The following is an 18,581-nucleotide window of genomic DNA, read 5'->3' on the forward strand; positions in this document are numbered from 1 at the left end:
AAGAGCTCTTCCGTGAGCTCTCTTGCTGACTTTACTATTGATTTGCGATGGAGGCAGAGATTTGCTCTGGCAGTATCTGCTTTAAACAATTGGTATGCCCAAGAGGGCAGGTTCGTTTAAAGCAGGGAGAGCATTCAAGGTGTAGGTTGTGAATCACCTTGTTGTCCGTTAGTGGCGGGGTAAACAGCTCACTGGTGGAGCCATAGATGCCGTGTACCTTGGTGCCCACTGCGGCGGCGACGTGCATCAAGCCTGAGTCGTTACTCACGGCCACTTCAGCTGCTGCCAAGAGGTCAATGGCGTCTACCAGCTTGGTCGCGCCACACAGGTTGTAAGCGAATTCTCCTAGCCCCTCGGTAATGGCATTGCCATCGTCCACATCCTTTGGTCCCCCCAAAATCCATACTTGATAGCCTCTCTCGATGAGCTGCTTTGCTAGCTCACTGAAGTGCTCTAATGGCCATTGTTTGGCTGGTCCATATTCCGCACCGGCCATCATAGCCACCGCGGGGCGATCTGGGGCGAGGGAGTGAGTTTGATAAAGCTTGGCTTGATTGTTTGGGTCTACTCTCAGCTCAGGATTCGGGCGTTCTGATGGCGGATAGGCCTGATCTTTCTCGACCCCTAAAGAGACAAAGCGTTTGACGGTTTGATTTAAGACACTTTTATCTAGCTTACGGCGCTCGTTCAGGAGCCAGTAACGCTGCTCACCATGGAAGCCAACACGATGGGGCACATTGGCAAAAAAAGGCACCAAGGCGCTCTTCCAAGAACGTGGCAGAGTGATGGCGTGGTCGTATTGTTCTGGACGTAATGATTTGCCCAGTTGGCGACGAGTGGCGATACCCCATTCACCATGGCCCGTTGGCAAGGTAATGGCTTTTCTCACTTCAGGCATGCGTGCCAAAATTGGACTGGACCAAGCAGGTCCAATCACATCAATAATGGCGTCTGGGTCTTTGGCGGCCAAAGCTTTAAATAAGCTTTGGGCCATGACCATGTCACCGACCCAAGAGGGCCCAACGATTAAGTATTTAGCCACGTTGATCCAACCACACCATGTAGTCTTTTACACCTTGAGCGAGACCGCGGAAGCTGCCGTCATAGCCAGATTCCCGTAGGGCGGTGATATCGGCTTCGGTGAAGCTTTGGTAAGCGCCTTTTAAGTGTTCAGGGAAAGGAATGTATTCAATTTCCCCTTTTTGGTAATGGTCGATCACTGTTTCGGCGATGGTGCGGAATGGCTCAGCGTGACCGGTTCCTAAGTTGAAAATGCCTGACTTTTCTGGGTTATCAAGGAACCAAAGCTTGGTGTTGACTAGGTCTTCCACATAGATGAAGTCACGGCTTTGGCCGCCTGCTTCGTAGCCATCGTAAGCGCCGAATAGTTTCGGATTTTCCCCTGCAAGGACTTGATTACGCAGGTGGAAGGCGACACTGGCCATGCTGCCTTTATGATTTTCACGAGGGCCGTATACATTAAAGTAGCGGAAGCCCACGATCTGAGTGGTGGCGGTTGGCAAAATATCGCGCACGTATTGATCAAATTGAAATTTAGAGTAGGCGTACATGTTGAGCGGCTGTTCATGGTCTCGAGACTCTTTGAACACAGGGCCAGGTCCATAAACTGATGCTGAGGAAGCGTATGAAAAAGGCACTTTATGGTCTAAACACCATTTTAAAACCGCTTTGGAATATTGGTAGTTTACGTCCATCACGTACTTGCCGTTCCACTCAGTTGTGGCAGAACATGCGCCTTCGTGGAATACCGCAGTCGCTTGGATGTTCAGGGCGTCCTGCTTGATTAGGTCTAGGAAGTCGTACATATCCATGTAATCAGCAATGTCTAAATCAGATAGGTTTAGACATTTTTTGCCGTCTGTTAGGTCATCCACTAATAGGATGTCACGGATGCCTCGGTCGTTTAGGGCTTTGATGATGTTGCTGCCAATAAAGCCAGCGCCGCCGGTTACGATATACATATTAGAGTCCCGTTAAATGTGAGAGTGTCGCCATTTTAGCACTTCCGCTAGGCCCAAGAATATATGGTAACCAGTGGTGCCAGGTAATGGATAACCTTTACTGTTATTTTGCGCGTCTAGATATTCAATCCAGCGACCCTTGTCGATGAAATAGTGAGCCTCTAAAAAACGTAGGGCGTCATCAATGCGTTGGATCTTGTCTGCCATGGGAATGGCCGCAACACAGCAGGCTTTTAGGTACTCTGTGAGTGGCCAAATTCGCTTTTCTTGGTCAACTGGCAAGAGTGTGTTGCCGTCGATGGCATTGTAAATGCCGCCGTTGTTTGCCATGCCGTATTGGCTGGCTTGCTGCCAGAGGCGGTCCGCCAGGGCTAAATCTTGCTCACGCCCTGTGATGGCATAAGTTTGATGTAATAACCAAACCCATTCGAAGTGATGCCCTGGCTCGACTAGGTGTCCTGTCTCAGAGTCTAAGGACAAGTCATCGTTGAAAAATTCACGCAGGGTGTTGTTTTTAGGTTCAACAAAAGCCCTGTGGGCAAGTTCACACAGCTCAACAATGCGACCTGCATACTTTTTGTCTTGAGTCACTCCATAGGCAGCCACGAAGCCTTCTAGCAAATGCATGTGAGGGTTTTGTCGACGTACGCCAGTCGGAACAGGGTAAGCCTCTTGGTAGCCGCCAGCAGGGTGTCGCATGGTGTCATTAAGGAACTGGTCGGTACCTTCGATAAAATCAAGCGCCCGAGCATCTTGAGTGAGCTGGTAATAATGGCTGAAAGAAAACAGCACAAACGCCAGAGCATAAGCATCGCTTTGGGTGTCTTTGACCGTTAAATCGTCGTTTAAAGAAAAGATCCAGCGGTGGTCAACGTAGTAGTGTTCAATGATGAATTGGAACAACTTAGCAATAGTGTCCTCAAAACCAGATAACGCGCCACTTTGTGTACCATGGCAAAGGGTATAAAGCTGTCTACACTGGGTAAGCAGGCGGACTCGGCCAACAGGGTTTGGCTGCCACTCTAGCGTGAGGCTTTCGAGGCTGTAGCCTTGAGGTGTGAATCCATTAGCAACCCAGTTGGGAATTAGGCCTTGGAATACATGTTCGGCACAACGATCAATGCGTTTGTGCAACGTTTGAGGTATTTCCATGATGTATAATTTTGTGTGAGTCCAATTTGAATGACGGGTATGATAAGATGCTCGCCCTCAAAAATCGATGAAAAAGCGCTATGACATCTTCACATTTGAATTTCAAGAATAAGCATATCCTAGTTGTTGGTGACGTTATGTTAGATCGTTACTGGCATGGTGGCACCTCCCGTATCTCTCCTGAGGCACCGGTGCAGGTGGTGAAAGTCTCAAATGTAGAAGATCGGCCCGGCGGTGCGGCCAACGTTGCCTTGGGGCTGGCGAAGCTCGGGGTTAAGGTTTCCCTAGTGGGGGTTGTTGGCAATGATGAAAATGCCACGGCGCTACAGGCCGCGCTGGAAAAAGAAGGCGTCGATTGCCATTTTGTCACGGCAGAGAATTTACCGACGATTACCAAGCTACGTGTGATCAGTCGTCATCAACAGCTGATTCGTTTGGACTTTGAAGAGCGTGAAGACTCTTTAAGTCAAAACCAAGCGGTGGAAGCTAAGGTAGTAGAGTTACTGCAAGGTGCCAGTGCTGTCGTGTTTTCCGATTACGCTAAAGGCTGTCTTGCGGACGTTCAAACATTGATCGCTAAATCCAACGATGCGGGTGTGCCGAGTTTTGTGGACCCTAAAGGTAATGATTTTTCTATCTATCAAGGGGCTACTTTAGTCAAGCCTAACCTTGTTGAATTTGAAGCCATTGTCGGTCCTTGTGCAGACAGTAAAGAAATCGAGCGCAAGGGGCGTGAGTTACGTGAACGTTTTGGTTGGAAAGCCTTGCTGGTGACTCGCGGTGAAGATGGCTTAATCCTACTGGAAGACGGTAAAAATTCTTTCTCCCTTGCTACTGCAGCAAAAGAAGTATTTGACGTGACTGGCGCTGGGGATACGGTGGTCGCCGTGTTAACCGCTGTGTACACCACTAGCAAACGTTTTTCTGATGCGGTGGATTATGCTAACCAGGCCGCAGGTTACGTGGTGGGTAAACTCGGTACGGCATCCATCAGTGCCGAGACCCTAGAAGCCATCATGTTTGCTCGCTCCCATTCAAGTAACTTCGGTGTGTTGTCCCCAGAAGAATTGAAGGAACAGATTAACTTAGCGCAATTAAACGGTGAGAAAATCGTCTTCACCAATGGTTGCTTTGATATCTTGCACCCAGGGCATGTGGCTTACATCAAACAAGCTAAAGCCTTAGGAGATCGTTTGATTGTTGCCGTGAATACAGATGCTTCCGTAAAACGCTTGAAAGGCGAAAAGCGACCTGTAAATGACTTAACCCACCGTATGGCGGTGTTGGAAGGCATTGGTGCCATCGACTGGGTCACTTGGTTTGATGAAGATACACCACTGGAAATCATTGAAGCCTTAACCCCAGATATCTTGGTAAAAGGCGGTGATTACACGGTGGAATCCATCGTTGGGGCAGAGCATGTCATGGCCCATGGTGGCGAAGTGAAAGTGCTGTCTTTTGTGGACGGTTATTCGACCACCTCGATCATTGAAAAGGCGAACGCTTAATGTCTCAATCAGACGCTAAAAATGCCGCCTCTGGCGTGAAAATCTATTTTCGCCTGTTAGGTTATATTCGTTCCTCTTGGTGGATGTTTTTACTCAGTATTCTGGGGTATTTGATGTACTCCGCCATGGAGCCCGCTTTGGCTGCTTTGCTAAAGCACATTGTTGACGTGGTCTCTTCCGGCACTATCTCGGAAAACCGTATCCTGATTCCTGCAGCGATCTTGGGCGTATTTCTGTTCCGTGGCACAGGTACATTTTTAGGAAGCTACTTTATGGCGAAAATCGCTAATAAGGTGGTTTATGATCTACGTACAACCATGTTCGATAAATTGGTGGCCTTGCCTTCTAGTTACTACAACGACATGCCTTCTGGGCGCCTACTCTCTAAGCTTACTTACGACACTGAGCAGGTAATTGGCGCGGTGACGTCAGCCGTGAAAACCCTATTGCGTGAAGGCTTCACCGTAATTGGTTTATTGGGTTACATGCTGTACACCAATTGGAAGCTCTCTTTGCTGTTTTTATTGATCATTCCTGTGATTGGTTTTGTGGTGTCCTATGCCTCTAAGCGCTTCCGAAAATTAAGCAAAAACATTCAGAATGCCATGGGCGGTGTGTCTGATGTGGCGTCAGAGTCCATCAAGGGCCAAGAAGTGGTGAAGATTTTTGGTGGCTTTGAGTACGAAAGACAACGCTTCAGTAAAGCGGCGGATGATAATCGTCGCTCGCAAATGAAGATGGAGCTGACAAAGGCTCTGAACATTCCTGTGGTGCAATTCCTCGTTGCCATTGCCTTGGCTGTTTTGATTTGGTTGGCACTGGATCCTAACTTGAGCGCGCAAATGTCAGCGGGTGACTTCGTTGCCTTTATTGGTGCTGCGGGTATGTTGAGCAAGCCTGCTCGTCAATTAACCGATGTAAACAGCATACTGCAAAAAGGGATTGCAGCGGCTCAAAGTATCTTTGAATTCATCGATATGACGGAAGAAGTGGATCAAGGGACTAAGGCGCTACCTAAAGCTCAGGGCAATATTGAGTGGCGTGACCTGTCGTTCCAATACCCTAATACTGACCGTCTTGCGTTAAATGGCATTAATCTGACTGTACCGGCGGGCAAAACTCTGGCCTTGGTTGGGCGCTCTGGCGGTGGTAAATCCACTATGGCGAACTTGATACCCCGTCTGTACGATGTGACCGATGGGGAGTTGCTGATCGACGATCATGATATCCGCCAGTATCCGTTACGTGAATTACGTAGTCAGATTGCCCTGGTGAATCAAAACGTCGTGTTATTTAACGGCTCTATTCGAGACAATATTGCCTACGGTTACTTGCGTGATGCGTCAGAGCAAGAGGTTATTGAAGCGGCCAAGGCGGCCAATGCTTGGGAATTCATCCAAGAATTGGATCAGGGCTTAAATACGGTCGTAGGTGAAAACGGTGTGCTCTTGTCTGGTGGTCAGCGCCAGCGTATCGCCATTGCCCGAGCCATTCTTAAAAATGCGCCAATCTTGATCCTTGATGAAGCGACCTCGGCCTTGGATACAGAGTCCGAGCGTGCTATTCAGCAGGCGTTGGATACCTTGATGAAAAACCGCACCACCATTGCCATTGCCCACCGCTTATCGACCATTGAAAACGCAGACATCATTGCCGTGGTGGATCATGGCACCATCATTGAGTCAGGCTCTCATGCAGAATTATTAGAGCTAAATGGCGCCTATGCTGGCCTGCACCAAAAGCAGTTTAGCGAAGAGTAGCGAGCATGTGGTTGTACCGATTGTTATTAGCGCTGGCGTCACCACTGATTGCACGGCGAATCTGGCGCTATCACAAACGCTATGACAATTATCGGGTGACTGAAGCCCTAGGTCATTGGGGGAGTGTGACAGCGGACCTTTGGTTGCATTGTGCTTCCGTAGGGGAAGTGCTGGCGGCAAAACCTCTGGTAACCCAGTGGCTAGCGGCTAACCCTGACAAGTCTTTATTAATAACTACCGTCACTCCCACTGGGGAAGAGCAGGTGCAAAAGTGGTTTGCTGGAAAGGTCCAGCACCGTTACTTGCCGTTAGATCATGGCATGTGTGTGCGCCGTGCATTGAAGCATCTTACTTGTCCGCAGTTGGCCATCATTGAAACGGAACTTTGGCCAAATCTGCTCACAGTTGCCAAAGCAAAAGGCTTGTTTATTCAAATCATCAATGCCCGCTTAAGTGAACGCTCTGCTGAGCGCTACGGTAAGTTTGGTTTCTTTTCCCATAAGCTGATGGCTCTTCCTGATCGTTTTTTAGTTCATGCCGCAGCGGATGCGGAGCGCTTTAAGCAACTGGGTGCCCGACAGGTTTCCGTAGTGGGTAACATCAAATTTGACGTCATTGCGCCAGACGATCCCCAAGGGGCTGTTTGGCGTTCTGCGTTAGCACCGGAAGATGAGTTTGTATGGATTGCGGCCAGCACTCATCCCGGTGAAGACGAGCAATTTCTGGCAGCGCATAAAGCCCTTAAAAAACAGGTTCCTAAGGCTAAGCTTATTTTGGTTCCTCGACATCCAGAACGTTTCGATGCCGTGTTTTCCCTTTGTCAGCAGTCTGGTTTGGTGACTGCCAAACGCTCTCATGAGGATCTTGCTAGCTGGTCAGGAGCGGATATTTTGTTGGGCGATAGCATGGGCGAGATGATGCGTTACTTCGCTGTGTCGGATGTGGCCTTTGTGGCGGGTAGTATGATTGAGCGGGGTGGTCATAACCCTATTGAGCCTGCGGTGCTGGCAAAGCCAGTGTTGGTGGGGCCTCACACGTTTAACTTTGCGGACATCACGGAATCTTTGGTGGCTGATCAAGGGGCGGCTCGTGTTCAGTCTGTATCAGAGCTGGAAGATGAGCTTCTGGTTCTGCAGGACTCCCAAAAGCGTACAGAGATGGGGCAGCGAGCTTTGGCGAATGCTCAGGCTAATCAAGGAGCGCTTCAACGAGTATTACAATCTTTAGACATCTCCTAGGGTTTTGCTAGAATAGCCCGCGCGTTACAACACATTTTTTATATCTCATGGGGTGTGGCCTAGTTGGGCTGCTGAGAAACCTTGGTTGGTTAACCCATTGAACCTGAACCAGATCATGCTGGCGTAGGAATTGAGATTGCAAGTCCCATTCGGCTTCGCCATTCCAGTTATACGCCGCTCATTTACGGAGCGACTATGTCTTTTAAATCTTTTGCTTTCGCTGGGGCGGCCTTATTGGTGTCGTCTATCACTACAGCGCAAACTCTGAACGTGTACACCTATGATTCCTTCTCTTCCGATTGGGGGCCAGGGCCAAAAATCAAAGCGAACTTTGAAGCCCAATGTGATTGCGAACTGAACTTTGTGGCGTTGGATTCCTCTGTTGGTATCTTGTCCCGTGTGCAACTGGAAGGGGAAGCATCCGAAGCAGATGTGTTGTTAGGTTTGGATTTGAATGTCATGGAAGCGGCTAAAAAGTCTGGTTTGTTAGCAGAGCATGGGGTTGATACCTCTGCTGTGACCACCCCAGGCGGTTGGGACGACAAGCTTTTCGTACCGTTTGACCAAGGTTATTTTGCTTTTATCTATAACAGTGAAACCCTGGCGACACCGCCAACGTCTCTGCAAGAAGTTGTGGAAAACCCAAACCTAAAAGTGATTTACCAGGACCCTCGTACTTCGACGCCGGGGCTGGGTTTGTTGCTGTGGATGAAGTCCGTTTACGGTGATCAGGCAGCGGATGCATGGGAGCAACTTGCTAGTCATACGGTGACTGTGACCAAAGGCTGGTACGATGGGTACAGCTTGTTCTTAAAAGGCGAGGCGGATGTTGTACTGAGTTATACCACGTCTCCGGCGTACCATATTGTGGCGGAAGGGGAAGACAAGTACCAAGCGGCACTAGCCTCAGAAGGCTTTTACCCACAGATCGAAGTGGCTGCTATGTTGAAGAATGCCCCAAATAAAGCCTTGGCGGAGCAGTTCATGCAGTTCATCTTGGCTCCAGGATTCCAAAATGAAGTCGCTACTGGCAACTGGATGTACCCAGTTGTGAGTGACGTGGCACCGCTGCCTGAGGCCTTTTTAGCTCAACCACAGCCTACAAAAGTGTTGACCTTGGATGCCAAAGAAGTGGCTAAAAACCGTCAGGCTTGGGTGAATGAGTGGTTAGAAGCTACTACCCGTTAATCTTGATTTTCTCATCTTATTTACGCCCAGCTTGGCTGGGCTTCTCTCTTTATTTAGTCATTGCGGGTGCGGCATTTGCAGCACTCCTCGGCTATGCCTCGCCCAGTTCTTGGGGGCAGTATTTTGCGGATCCCTATACTTGGCGGGTTGTCCGCTTCTCACTTTTGCAGGCCAGTCTGAGTGCTCTTTTGAGTATTCTACTGGCGATCCCTATGGCGTCTTGCTTGTTTCATAGGCGCTTTTTAGGGCGACAAACCTTGTTGTCTTTGTTTGCGATTTCTATGGTGGTGCCAACCATAGTGGCGATCTTGGGGATTGTGGTGGTGTACGGTCGTAGTGGCTGGTTCACCAGTGTGTTTGGTGTGTCTTTTCCCTTGTATGGACTGGGAGGCATCTTGCTGGCACACGTGTTTTTCAATATGCCATTGGCAGTGCGAGTGATTTTGCAAGCTTACAGCTTGATTCCTGATGCTCAATGGCGGCTCGCCAGTCAACTTGGTTTATCCCGTTGGCACGTGTTCCAGTTGATTGAATGGCACTATTTGAGAAAGAACCTGCCCGGTGTTTTCTTACTGATTTTTATGCTGTGTTTCTCTGGCTTTGCGGTGGTCTTGAGTCTTGGGGGCGGTCCTCGATCCAGTACTTTAGAGGTGGCGATTTATCAGGCGCTGAGGTTTGAGTTTGATCTCAATAAGGCGAGTTACTTGTCTTTGTTGCAGGTGTTGATTTGTTCTTTAGTGGCTTTGGCGGTGTATCGTTTTGCCCCATCGGTGCGTCAGGATGTGAGCTTGTATCAGGGGGAGCGCCTGCGGTTACCTTCAAGCTGGTGGGCTAATTTGGCCGATTTCAGTGCTTTGGCGGTGGTGTTACTTTGGGTGCTGCCGCCCTTTGCCGCCATCTTGGTGCCGATTTTTAGTGCGTTGTTTTGGCAGACCTTAGGCATGGAAGATCTTTGGTGGTCCCTGTGGCATTCGGTGCGAATCGCGTTGCCATCGGGGCTTTTAGCACTAGGGATTGGGCTTAGTATTGCGGCATTAGCGCGAGCCTTGCGTTGGCGTCAGGAAACGGATGCATGGGCCCAGCGGTTGGAGCAATCGGGTAACTTAGTGCTGATGGTGCCGAGCTTAGTCTTGGCAACGGGATTGTTTTTGCTGTTTCGTAATCTCGGAGTCAGTATCAAGCATGCCTATTGGATTGTGGTTTGGGTCAATGCTGTGATGGCTTTGCCCTTTGTGTTGCGGGCCTTGATGCCGACCATTTATCAACAGGAAAAACGCTTTCGGCACTTGTATGCCCAGATGAATATAACAGGCTGGGCTCGCTTGCGTTTAGAGTGGGGGCAGATTCGTTCAGCTGCTGCGCAGGGCCTGGCTTATGCCGTGCTACTGAGTCTTGGAGACTTGGGGGTGGTGGCGTTGTTTGGCTCCAAGGGCTTGGAGACCTTACCCATGTATTTGTTTCAGCTCATCGGATCTTATCGAGTCGAGCAGGGCGCTTGTGTGGCTGTGGTGCTGATTTTGTTGTGTTTGATGTTGTTCTATGTGATTAACCGTTTGGTGGGAGGTCGCCGTGCTGTCGTTTGATCTAAAGTATCGTTGGCAAGGGTTTGATGCCCATTATCAAGGTCAGCTGGAAGCAGGTGTGACGGCCATTTTGGGAGCAAGTGGCGGGGGCAAAAGTACCCTGTTGTCTCTGCTAGGTGGCTACATCGAAGGGCAAGGAACTCTGTGTTTTGATGATCAAGATTTATTGTCTTGCTTACCCCATGAACGCCCTATCACAACGTTATTTCAGAGTGATAATTTATTTCCCCAGTTAACCGTGAAGGACAATATTGCCATTGGTTTGTCTCCTTCTCGAAAGCTGTCTTCAGAACAAGCCGCAAAAGTAACTTGGGCATTGGAACAAGTGGCTTTGCAGGAATACAGTGATAGCTTCCCTGATCAGCTGTCGGGAGGTCAGGCCCAGCGGGTGGCGATAGCTCGAGTCTTAGTACGTGAGAAGCCGATTTTACTATTAGATGAACCCTTTAGTGCTTTGGATCCTAAGTTGCGTTCGGACATGCTGCATCTGATTAAGGACCTAACGGACCAGTATGATTGGACAACCATTATGGTGACCCACAGCCCTGGAGATGTGGCGTTATTGGGAGGGCAGGTTATCTTGGTCGAGGCAGGCAAAGTTGTGGCACAAGCTGATGCAAAAATATTGCATGAGATGCCAGTGAATTCACCTTTTAACCGATATTTGCAGGTTTCAACTCGAGAGAAATAAAGCGATGATAGGTGACTAGTATCGGTTACCTATCTCACAAGGAAGCACTCTTGAGTGACGTCTATCTCGTAAAGAAAGGCATCTACGCCACCTTGGCTTATGCCTTCATCATGTCTATTACTGCCGTTGCGGCAAAACAAGTTCAAACCCAGATTGCTGTGCCTGTGTTGGTGTTTTGGCAAAGCCTGTTTTGTGTTTTGGTGCTACTGCCACAAATGTGGGGCAAGTGGGAACGACGTCCTAAAGCTGTAGTGAAAGCACACTTTCTGCGAAGTTTCGGTGGTTTTACCGGATTTCTATTTTACTACTGGTCATTGAATCATATTCCCTTGGTAGAGGCGTCTTTGCTGCGATCTTGCGCGCCTCTGTGTGTGCCCTTTGTGGTGTTGATTATGCACCGAGTCATGGTGCCTAAAGCCCGCTGGCTACCTTTAGTGATCGGCTTTGTCGGGGTGGCGTTAGTGATTAATCCCACGCCGGATCATTTTAATCCTTGGCATATTGTGGGGTTCTTATCTGCGGTGGGGTTGGCGTTTTCTATGGTGACAACGCGACTGCTTAGTAGTCATGTTTCCAGTCAAGAAACCATGCTTGTGTATTTTGTCATTTCGGCTTTGTTGTCCTTGCCCTTGGCTCTTATTCAAGGAGAAAGCCTCGCATTGCCCAGTAGCACTTGGTTTTGGGTGCTATTGGTGTCCGTGACTCTCTATGTGGGGATGTTTCTATATACCTTGGCTTACACCTATGCCCCCGCCAGCGTCGTGTCTCCAGTGAGTTATGTGGGGATAGTGTTTGCTGGCTTTTGGGGGTGGGCGATTTGGGGGCATGTCCCAGATGCCTTAGCGATTTCTGGGACTGTATTGATTTTCGTGAGCGTGTTCTTGAGCGCGCAAATCAGTCGTAAGAAGGTTTAAGAGGTTTTTTGGGCGCGATTGGCTAGTTGTTTATTGAGTAGGGTAGCAATCCCAATTCCTGAAAAGATCAGGAAGATGCCAATACCATGGAAGCCTTCCATCACTTCCCCTAAGAACAGAGTTGATAAAAAGATGCTGAACACAGGGAGCAGGTGTACAAAGTGACCTGCGGTGGTGGCACCAAGTCTTTGGATGCCTGCGTTCCAACAAATAAAGGCGCCGATGGAAGCAAATAATGACATGTAAATAATGGCTCCCCAGTTTGCTGTCGTCAGTTCAGCAAGATCTTTTGAAGAGAACAACAGGTACAAAGGAAACTGGATGCAGGTGCCGATCATGGCAGTCACGGCAAAAAAGCTCAGCAAATGCATGGCTGGGCGTTTCACTAACAACACTGAATAGATCGCCCAACTGATAGCGGCGGTTATGATCCACAAATCCCCGGATGAGACGGTTAGGTGAAGTAAGGTATCTAAGCTGCCACGGCTGACTATCACCAATGCGCCCACGGTAGAAACAAGAATGCCAAGGTTTTGCAGGCTGTTTGTCTTGGATCCAAGTAGGACTCGAGCGGTAATGAGGATCATAACCGGCATTAAAGAGTTCAGTAGTACCGCATTGGTTACTGTGGTGGACTGTAGTCCTATGTATAGGAATAGGTTGTAGTTGCAGATACCTAGAAACGCGAGGAAGGTCAGCATGGGCAAGTGTTGCTTTATCTGAGGAAGGTCCTGACGAATCTTGGGGAATGCCAAAGGTATAATGACCAAGCAAGCAATAAACCAGCGGAAGAAGGAAATGGTGTAAGGGTCGACACCGTCGCCAACGGTTAGGCGACCAAGGACATAGTTGCCAGACCAAAACAGAATGGGCAACAAGAGAAATACGAACGCGGGCATAGGGAGTCCTTTCTTAGAATTATGTGATGACTAGCTATTCGAATTTTGGCTGTCAGATATAGGTGCGAAACCATAACGCCTTCGTCCTCTAGTGTCGAGAGGGCTGGTTATATGAGCGCCCTTGCGTAATGTTTGCTCAATCTGTGGGTGGGTAAGGGATAAAGATTGGTTTTACACTAGAAAAGGTTATTTTTTATTCGCTTAGGCTTTTTAATTATAGGGTTGCGGTATATAATTCGCGTCCCCGTAATTTACTACTCCTTGTCTCACAGCTTTTTAACGGGGAAAGCGTGGAGACTAAGAACCCATAAGGAGCAATCATGCGTCATTATGAAATCGTGTTTCTGGTACACCCAGATCAAAGCGAACAAGTTCCAGCAATGATCGAGCGTTACACTAACTTGATCACTGAAGATGGCGGTCAAGTACACCGTCTAGAAGACTGGGGCCGTCGTCAGCTAGCTTACCCAATCAACAAAATCCACAAAGCGCACTACGTTCTTATGAACATTGAAGCGTCTGAAGGTGTGATGGCTGAGCTAAACGACACTTTCCGTTACAACGATGCAATCATCCGTAACCTAGTTATCCGTCGTAAAGAAGCGGTAACTGAAGTGTCTCCAATCAAAGCCTCTGAAAGCCGTGAAGAGCGTCGTCCTGCTCCACAGCGTGAAGAGAAAACAACAGAAGCTGCTGCCGACAAAGCTGCAGACGACTCTGCTGAATAATTGATTAATTAGGAGATACATTATGGCTCGTTTTTTCCGTCGTCGTAAGTTCTGCCGTTTCAGCGCAGAAGGCGTTAAAGAGATCGATTACAAAGATCTAGATACTCTAAAAGGTTACATCACTGAAACTGGTAAAATCGTACCAAGCCGTATTACTGGCACACGTGCGCGTTACCAGCGTCAGCTAGCGACTGCTATCAAACGCGCTCGCTACATTGCCTTGCTTCCATACACTGACGGTCACTTCAACTAAGAAGCGACAAAGAAGTATTACATGAGCGGTTTAGCTAACTGGGTAATGAAAAAGCGCATGAATGCTATCATAGCGGTAGCATTGTGCAGCATCATCCCAATGTTGTTTTGGTTAGGCGCTGCAGTCTTAGGACTTGTGGTACTTCGTAAAGGTGTAAAGGAAGGAATACCTGTATTAGCTTGGGGATGTTTACCAGCCATAGTGCTGTGGACGATCCAAGGGGATGCAACAGCACTCATGGTGCTGATCGACGCTTACCTGTTGGCCTATGTGCTAAGGGAAAAAGTGTCTTGGGCTTGGGTGGTTTTGGGAGCGAGTATTCTCGCAGTCATCTCTTCCTGGGTTCAGCCGCTCTTGATGGGCAATATTCTGGATTTGGTTGCAGAACTGATTCAGCAAATTTTGACCCGTGAAGGTGAAGAGTCTGTTCCCTCAAAAGAACTGATTATTCAACAGGCGGTGATCGCCATGTCTGTAATGCAGGCTTATGTTGCCGTGGCTGCGCTGTTTTTAGCACGCCGCTGGCAAGCTCAATTGTTTAACCCTGGTGGGTTAAAGAAAGAGTTCCATCAATTTAGATTGCCTTTGCCAATCGCTCTTGTACTCGGTGCAATGGTGTTGGTAGGGGAGAGTCTAGGTGGTGGCTTTGAGATTTTATCAAGAGCGGCTTTGCCGGCTCTGGTAATACCTGGTTTAGCATTGGTGCACGGTATTCTGGCACTGAAAAAAATTGGGATGGTTGGACTGGTTGCATTCTATTTGATTGGCATACTGGTTCTGAGCTCTTACTTTGCGAATATTCTGATCATGATTGCTGTGATCGATAGCTTTGTAGGGATTCGAGAACGGCTACAGTCAAAACCTTCCGACTTCAATTAAAGCTCGTTAATTTATTTTAGAGGTGATCGAGATGGATGTGATTCTACTCGACAAAGTAGGCAAACTAGGCGGTATCGGTGACGTTGTTGCTGTTAAACCAGGTTTCGCACGTAACTTTTTGATTCCAAACAAAAAAGCTGTAATGGCAACTAAGTCTAACTTAGCTTCTTTCGAAGAACGCCGTGCAGAACTTGAAGCACAAGCTGCAGAGCGTAAAGCGGCTGCTGAGACTCGTGCTCAAACGCTAGAAGGTAAAACTTTCACTATCACTGCTAACGCTGGTGACGAAGGTAAACTTTTCGGCTCTATCGGTACTCGTGACATCGCTGACGCGATCGTTGCTGGTGGCGTTGAAGTTGCTAAATCTGAAGTACGTCTTCCAGAAGGTGCTCTACGTAACGTAGGTACTTACGAAGTAGACGTACAAGTACACGCTGACGTAACTGTTACAGTTACTCTAGACGTTGTAGCACAGTAATTTCTTAGAAATTACCGTCGAATAAGAGGGCGCTCTGTTTTACAGAGCGCCCTTTTTTTATGGCAACTTTTTAAGCCAATATTGGAGTAAGTCCCTAGCGTTTTGAGGGCAGAATGATAAGCTTTGTTGTCATTTGAATTTACCGTTTCCTGAGAGTGTTTTGTGCAACTAGAAGATACTGAAGTCTCCTCGATAAAAATGCCCCCTTATTCCATTGAAGCAGAGCGATCTGTCATCGGTGGATTGATGTTAGACCCCCAAGCTTGGGATCGGGTGTCTGAGCTGGTGGTAGCAGACGATTTTTATCGCCCTGAGCATCGCTCTATGTTTGCAGTGATTGCTCGTCTAGCTGATGATTCTGAGCCCATTGATGTGGTGACAATCAGTGAGCGTTTAGATAAACGCGGCGAGCTAGAAACTGTCGGGGGTGTGGCTTACTTGATCGAAGTGGTTGAGGCGACCCCAAGCTCGGCAAACATTGGTTCTTATGCTGAGATCGTTAAAGAGCGCTCAGTGTTGCGTCGCTTGATCAGTACAACCAGCGAGATCTCTGGCCGAGCGTATCATCCTGAAGGGATGTCGGCTGCCGAGGTGTTGGACGAAGCGGAACGTAAAATTTTTCAAATCGCTGAAAACGGTGAAAAGAAAGGTGGGCCTCGTATTGCCTCCGATATCCTCAGTGCCACGGTGGATAAGATTGATGAGTTGTATCATCAGGACGGTGCTATTACTGGTTTGAGTACCGGGTTCACGGATTTGGATGCGATGACTTCAGGGTTACAACCCGCCGACTTGGTGATTGTGGCTGGGCGTCCTTCCATGGGTAAGACCACCTTCGCCATGAACTTGGTTGAAAACGCAGCCATGATTAGTGATCTTCCTGTTATCGTTTTCAGTTTGGAGATGCCGGCAGAACAGCTGATGATGCGTATGTTGTCCTCGCTAGGGCGAATCGACCAAACCCGTATGCGTTCGGGTCAGTTGATCCAAGAAGATTGGGATAAGCTAATGTCTGCGGTCAAAATGCTCAAAGACCGTAAGTTGTTTATCGATGACACGGGTGGCATCAGCCCTACGGAAATGCGCTCCCGGGTGCGACGTATTGCCCGTGAACATGGTGGTGTGGCTATGATCATGGTCGACTATTTGCAGCTAATGCAAATTCCAGGCTTCAGTGAAGGGCGTACCAACGAGATTTCTGAGATTTCCCGTTCCCTCAAAGCCATTGCCAAGGAAATGAATTGCCCTATGGTGGCGCTGTCCCAGTTGAACCGTAGTTTGGAACAACGACCAAATAAACGGCCTGTTAACTCAGACCTTCGTGAATCGGGAGCGATTGAGCAGGATGCGGACGTGATCTCCTTTGTTTATCGTGACGAGGTATATCACGAAGACTCGCCCCATAAAGGGATTGCCGAGATTATTATTGGTAAGCAGCGTAATGGTCCAATCGGCACCTGTCGTTTGGCGTTTATTGGTAAATTTACCCGCTTTGAGGACTTAGCGCCGGATGCTTATCAAGGATTTGATGACGAATAGTGTTTAGTCGTAGCTATTGCGAAAAGAACATGTAAATCTTAAGGTTAACCTAAATAAAAATACTTCATTGTTGGGAATCTCTATGCGAAAGATGTCTGTTACTAACAAGGAAAATGATTTTTCTGATCGCTATACCCTAGTCTCTAGTACTGACGTAAAAGGGCGTATTACCTTTGTCAATGACGACTTCTGTGATGTAGCGGGCTACACTCGTGACGAGTTAATTGGTCAGCCCCATAACTTAATTCGCCATCCAGACGTGCCTCCGGCTGTTTTTGCTGACATGTGGGCGAACCTGAAAGCAGGTAAAAGCTGGATGGGGATCGTGAAAAACCGTTGTAAAAACGGCGATCATTATTGGGTGAGTGCCCATGTGAGTCCCTTGATTGATAATGGTAAAGTCATTGGCTATGAGTCCGTTCGTCAAAAAGTCACCAATGAAGAGAAACGTCACGCCCAGTCCGTCTATGAGCGGGTCAATTCGGGCAAACATCCTGTGCCTGCTATGGTGCGATTTAGAGGTTGGATGTGGCGTCAAGCTTGGTTAAATGCCTTGTTCTTCGTGTTGTTTGGTGTGGCGGGGTTATTTTCACCTTACTTATGGTTGCAGATTGTCTCGCCAATCTTGGCGGTGATTGGTGCCACTATTAATTTAACTCAGCGCCAATCCCTCAAAGAAACCATAAATAAATTGTCTGATGAAGCCCATAACCCCATCGGTCAATACCTATATTTCAAAGGGGTTGGGCCCAACATCGCCATCAGTTTTGCTCAGTTGCATCAAACGGCAGCAGCCTTTACCTTCCGTCATCGTTTGTTGGTTGGTTCGCAGCAGCTGCAGCAAAGAGCCGTAGAAGCGAAGCAGAGTGTCACCTCAAATCTAGCCAATTTTAATCGTCAGCGTGATAGCTTTCAGACAGTAGTGTCTGCCACCACTCAGCTGCAGGCGAGTGTGAATCAAATCGCTGAGAACGTACGTATGGCAGCGGATGAGACAGCTTCCGTAGAAGACAAAGCCAAGGCGAGTCGCGATTTGGCGTTGAATACCGGCAACACCATGCAAAAGGTCTATTCTGAAGTGAATGCGGCGAAAGACGTGGTGGTGCAGCTTGCCAAGCAAAGCGACCGAATCAATGAGCTGGTGAACTCTATCAGTGACATTGCTGAGCAGACCAACTTGCTTGCTTTGAACGCTGCCATTGAATCAGCACGAGCAGGGGAGGCGGGCCGAGGTTTTGCTGTGGTGGCGGATGAAGTACGCGCTCTAGCGATACGCACCCAAGACGCCACACAAAGCATTCATGACACCACGGAAGAATTGAAACGTAATACTCACGATGTATTAGAAGCGATTGAGAAAGGTGCGACAGTAGCAAACGATGGTGTTTCCGGTGTAACTCAAGTGGCAGACAGCATGAGCACCATTGAAGAAGCCATCAGCCATATTGTGGAAATGACAGCTCAAATCAATTTGGCTACCTCAGAGCAGGCAGGTGTTGCCACCTCTTTAAGTGAGCAAATGATGGAAGTGGATCGTCTGAGTGTCGAGAGCATTGAGCGAGCTGAGAATATCGTGGCAAACATTGCCCATATCGAAGAAGAAGCCTATGAGCAGGGCAATCTAGCGGAGCGAATGAAGCAATAACAGCTAGTGTTAAGTGCATAAAAAAGCCGAGCATAAAGCTCGGCTTTTTTGTGGGTAGCGCATACCTTGGGGGCTCTGTGCTTTTGATTGAGCGCTATTCACAAGAGCTCTATTCACAAGAGCTCTATTCACAAGAGCTCTATT

17 protein-coding genes and 1 riboswitch are annotated in these 18,581 nt (G+C 48.4%); of the genes, 13 read left to right on the forward strand and 4 right to left on the reverse strand.

The window, feature by feature from the left end:
* Positions 1-34 precede the first annotated feature (34 nt).
* Genes waaF through ACZ5DR_RS09090 form a run of 3 tightly spaced genes read right to left on the reverse strand, consistent with a single transcriptional unit; the run spans position 35 to position 3,134 of the window.
* Positions 35-1,042, reverse strand: coding sequence for a lipopolysaccharide heptosyltransferase II (gene waaF / locus ACZ5DR_RS09080; protein ID WP_377368371.1), 1,008 nt, complete (start codon positions 1,040-1,042; stop codon positions 35-37).
* Positions 1,035-1,982 carry an ADP-glyceromanno-heptose 6-epimerase gene (rfaD, locus tag ACZ5DR_RS09085; protein WP_377368370.1) on the reverse strand — a complete coding sequence of 316 codons (948 nt, stop codon included), beginning with the start codon at positions 1,980-1,982 and terminating at the stop codon, positions 1,035-1,037. Before rfaD ends, waaF begins: the two co-directional genes overlap by 8 nt.
* Before the next feature lie 12 nt (positions 1,983-1,994).
* Positions 1,995-3,134, reverse strand: coding sequence for an AGE family epimerase/isomerase (locus ACZ5DR_RS09090; protein ID WP_377368368.1), 1,140 nt, complete (start codon positions 3,132-3,134; stop codon positions 1,995-1,997).
* Positions 3,135-3,214: 80 nt separating this feature from the next.
* Between ACZ5DR_RS09090 and hldE the strand changes: the two genes are divergently transcribed.
* The 7 genes from hldE (at position 3,215) to ACZ5DR_RS09125 (ending at position 12,016) form a co-directional block, all read left to right on the forward strand.
* Positions 3,215-4,642 carry a bifunctional D-glycero-beta-D-manno-heptose-7-phosphate kinase/D-glycero-beta-D-manno-heptose 1-phosphate adenylyltransferase HldE gene (gene hldE, locus ACZ5DR_RS09095; RefSeq protein WP_377368366.1) on the forward strand — a complete coding sequence of 476 codons (1,428 nt, stop codon included), beginning with the start codon at positions 3,215-3,217 and terminating at the stop codon, positions 4,640-4,642.
* A complete protein-coding gene (gene msbA, locus ACZ5DR_RS09100) occupies positions 4,642-6,402 on the forward strand; it encodes a lipid A export permease/ATP-binding protein MsbA (protein ID WP_377368365.1) in 1,761 nt (586 codons plus the stop codon). The genes hldE and msbA overlap by 1 nt, the downstream gene beginning before the upstream one ends.
* 5 nt (positions 6,403-6,407) lie before the next feature.
* On the forward strand, positions 6,408-7,640 hold the full coding sequence (locus tag ACZ5DR_RS09105) for a 3-deoxy-D-manno-octulosonic acid transferase (RefSeq protein ID WP_377368363.1): 1,233 nt from the start codon (positions 6,408-6,410) through the stop codon (positions 7,638-7,640).
* A gap of 38 nt (positions 7,641-7,678) precedes the next feature.
* Positions 7,679-7,788: riboswitch (TPP riboswitch) on the forward strand.
* Positions 7,789-7,835: 47 nt separating this feature from the next.
* Positions 7,836-8,828, forward strand: a complete 993-nt coding sequence (thiB, locus tag ACZ5DR_RS09110) for a thiamine ABC transporter substrate binding subunit (RefSeq protein ID WP_377368361.1) — start codon at positions 7,836-7,838, stop codon at positions 8,826-8,828.
* The gene (thiP, locus tag ACZ5DR_RS09115; RefSeq protein ID WP_377368359.1) at positions 8,804-10,411 is read left to right on the forward strand and encodes a thiamine/thiamine pyrophosphate ABC transporter permease; all 1,608 of its coding nucleotides are present in this window, start codon (positions 8,804-8,806) and stop codon (positions 10,409-10,411) included. Before thiB ends, thiP begins: the two co-directional genes overlap by 25 nt.
* The gene (locus ACZ5DR_RS09120; RefSeq protein ID WP_377368357.1) at positions 10,398-11,102 is read left to right on the forward strand and encodes a thiamine ABC transporter ATP-binding protein; all 705 of its coding nucleotides are present in this window, start codon (positions 10,398-10,400) and stop codon (positions 11,100-11,102) included. The genes thiP and ACZ5DR_RS09120 overlap by 14 nt, the downstream gene beginning before the upstream one ends.
* Before the next feature lie 50 nt (positions 11,103-11,152).
* A complete protein-coding gene (locus ACZ5DR_RS09125) occupies positions 11,153-12,016 on the forward strand; it encodes a DMT family transporter (RefSeq protein ID WP_377368355.1) in 864 nt (287 codons plus the stop codon).
* Here ACZ5DR_RS09125 and ACZ5DR_RS09130 read toward each other — a convergent pair.
* Positions 12,013-12,915 carry a DMT family transporter gene (locus ACZ5DR_RS09130; RefSeq protein WP_377368353.1) on the reverse strand — a complete coding sequence of 301 codons (903 nt, stop codon included), beginning with the start codon at positions 12,913-12,915 and terminating at the stop codon, positions 12,013-12,015. The two genes, ACZ5DR_RS09125 and ACZ5DR_RS09130, sit on opposite strands and share 4 nt — an antisense overlap.
* Positions 12,916-13,235: 320 nt before the next feature.
* Between ACZ5DR_RS09130 and rpsF the strand changes: the two genes are divergently transcribed.
* The 6 genes from rpsF (at position 13,236) to ACZ5DR_RS09160 (ending at position 18,437) form a co-directional block, all read left to right on the forward strand.
* The gene (rpsF, locus tag ACZ5DR_RS09135; protein WP_377368351.1) at positions 13,236-13,643 is read left to right on the forward strand and encodes a 30S ribosomal protein S6; all 408 of its coding nucleotides are present in this window, start codon (positions 13,236-13,238) and stop codon (positions 13,641-13,643) included.
* 22 nt (positions 13,644-13,665) lie between these two features.
* Positions 13,666-13,896 carry a 30S ribosomal protein S18 gene (gene rpsR, locus ACZ5DR_RS09140; RefSeq protein WP_055461955.1) on the forward strand — a complete coding sequence of 77 codons (231 nt, stop codon included), beginning with the start codon at positions 13,666-13,668 and terminating at the stop codon, positions 13,894-13,896.
* A 21-nt stretch (positions 13,897-13,917) separates the two neighbouring features.
* Positions 13,918-14,775, forward strand: a complete 858-nt coding sequence (locus tag ACZ5DR_RS09145; RefSeq protein ID WP_377368349.1) for a hypothetical protein — start codon at positions 13,918-13,920, stop codon at positions 14,773-14,775.
* Positions 14,776-14,806: 31 nt separating this feature from the next.
* Positions 14,807-15,253, forward strand: coding sequence for a 50S ribosomal protein L9 (gene rplI / locus ACZ5DR_RS09150; RefSeq protein ID WP_377368347.1), 447 nt, complete (start codon positions 14,807-14,809; stop codon positions 15,251-15,253).
* 198 nt (positions 15,254-15,451) lie between these two features.
* Complete coding sequence (dnaB, locus tag ACZ5DR_RS09155) at positions 15,452-16,792, forward strand: replicative DNA helicase (protein WP_464543911.1); 1,341 nt, start codon at positions 15,452-15,454, stop codon at positions 16,790-16,792.
* Between the two features lie 82 nt (positions 16,793-16,874).
* Complete coding sequence (locus ACZ5DR_RS09160; protein ID WP_377368343.1) at positions 16,875-18,437, forward strand: methyl-accepting chemotaxis protein; 1,563 nt, start codon at positions 16,875-16,877, stop codon at positions 18,435-18,437.
* The last annotated feature ends 144 nt before the right edge of the window (positions 18,438-18,581 follow it).

The organism is Marinomonas vaga (assembly GCF_055388305.1).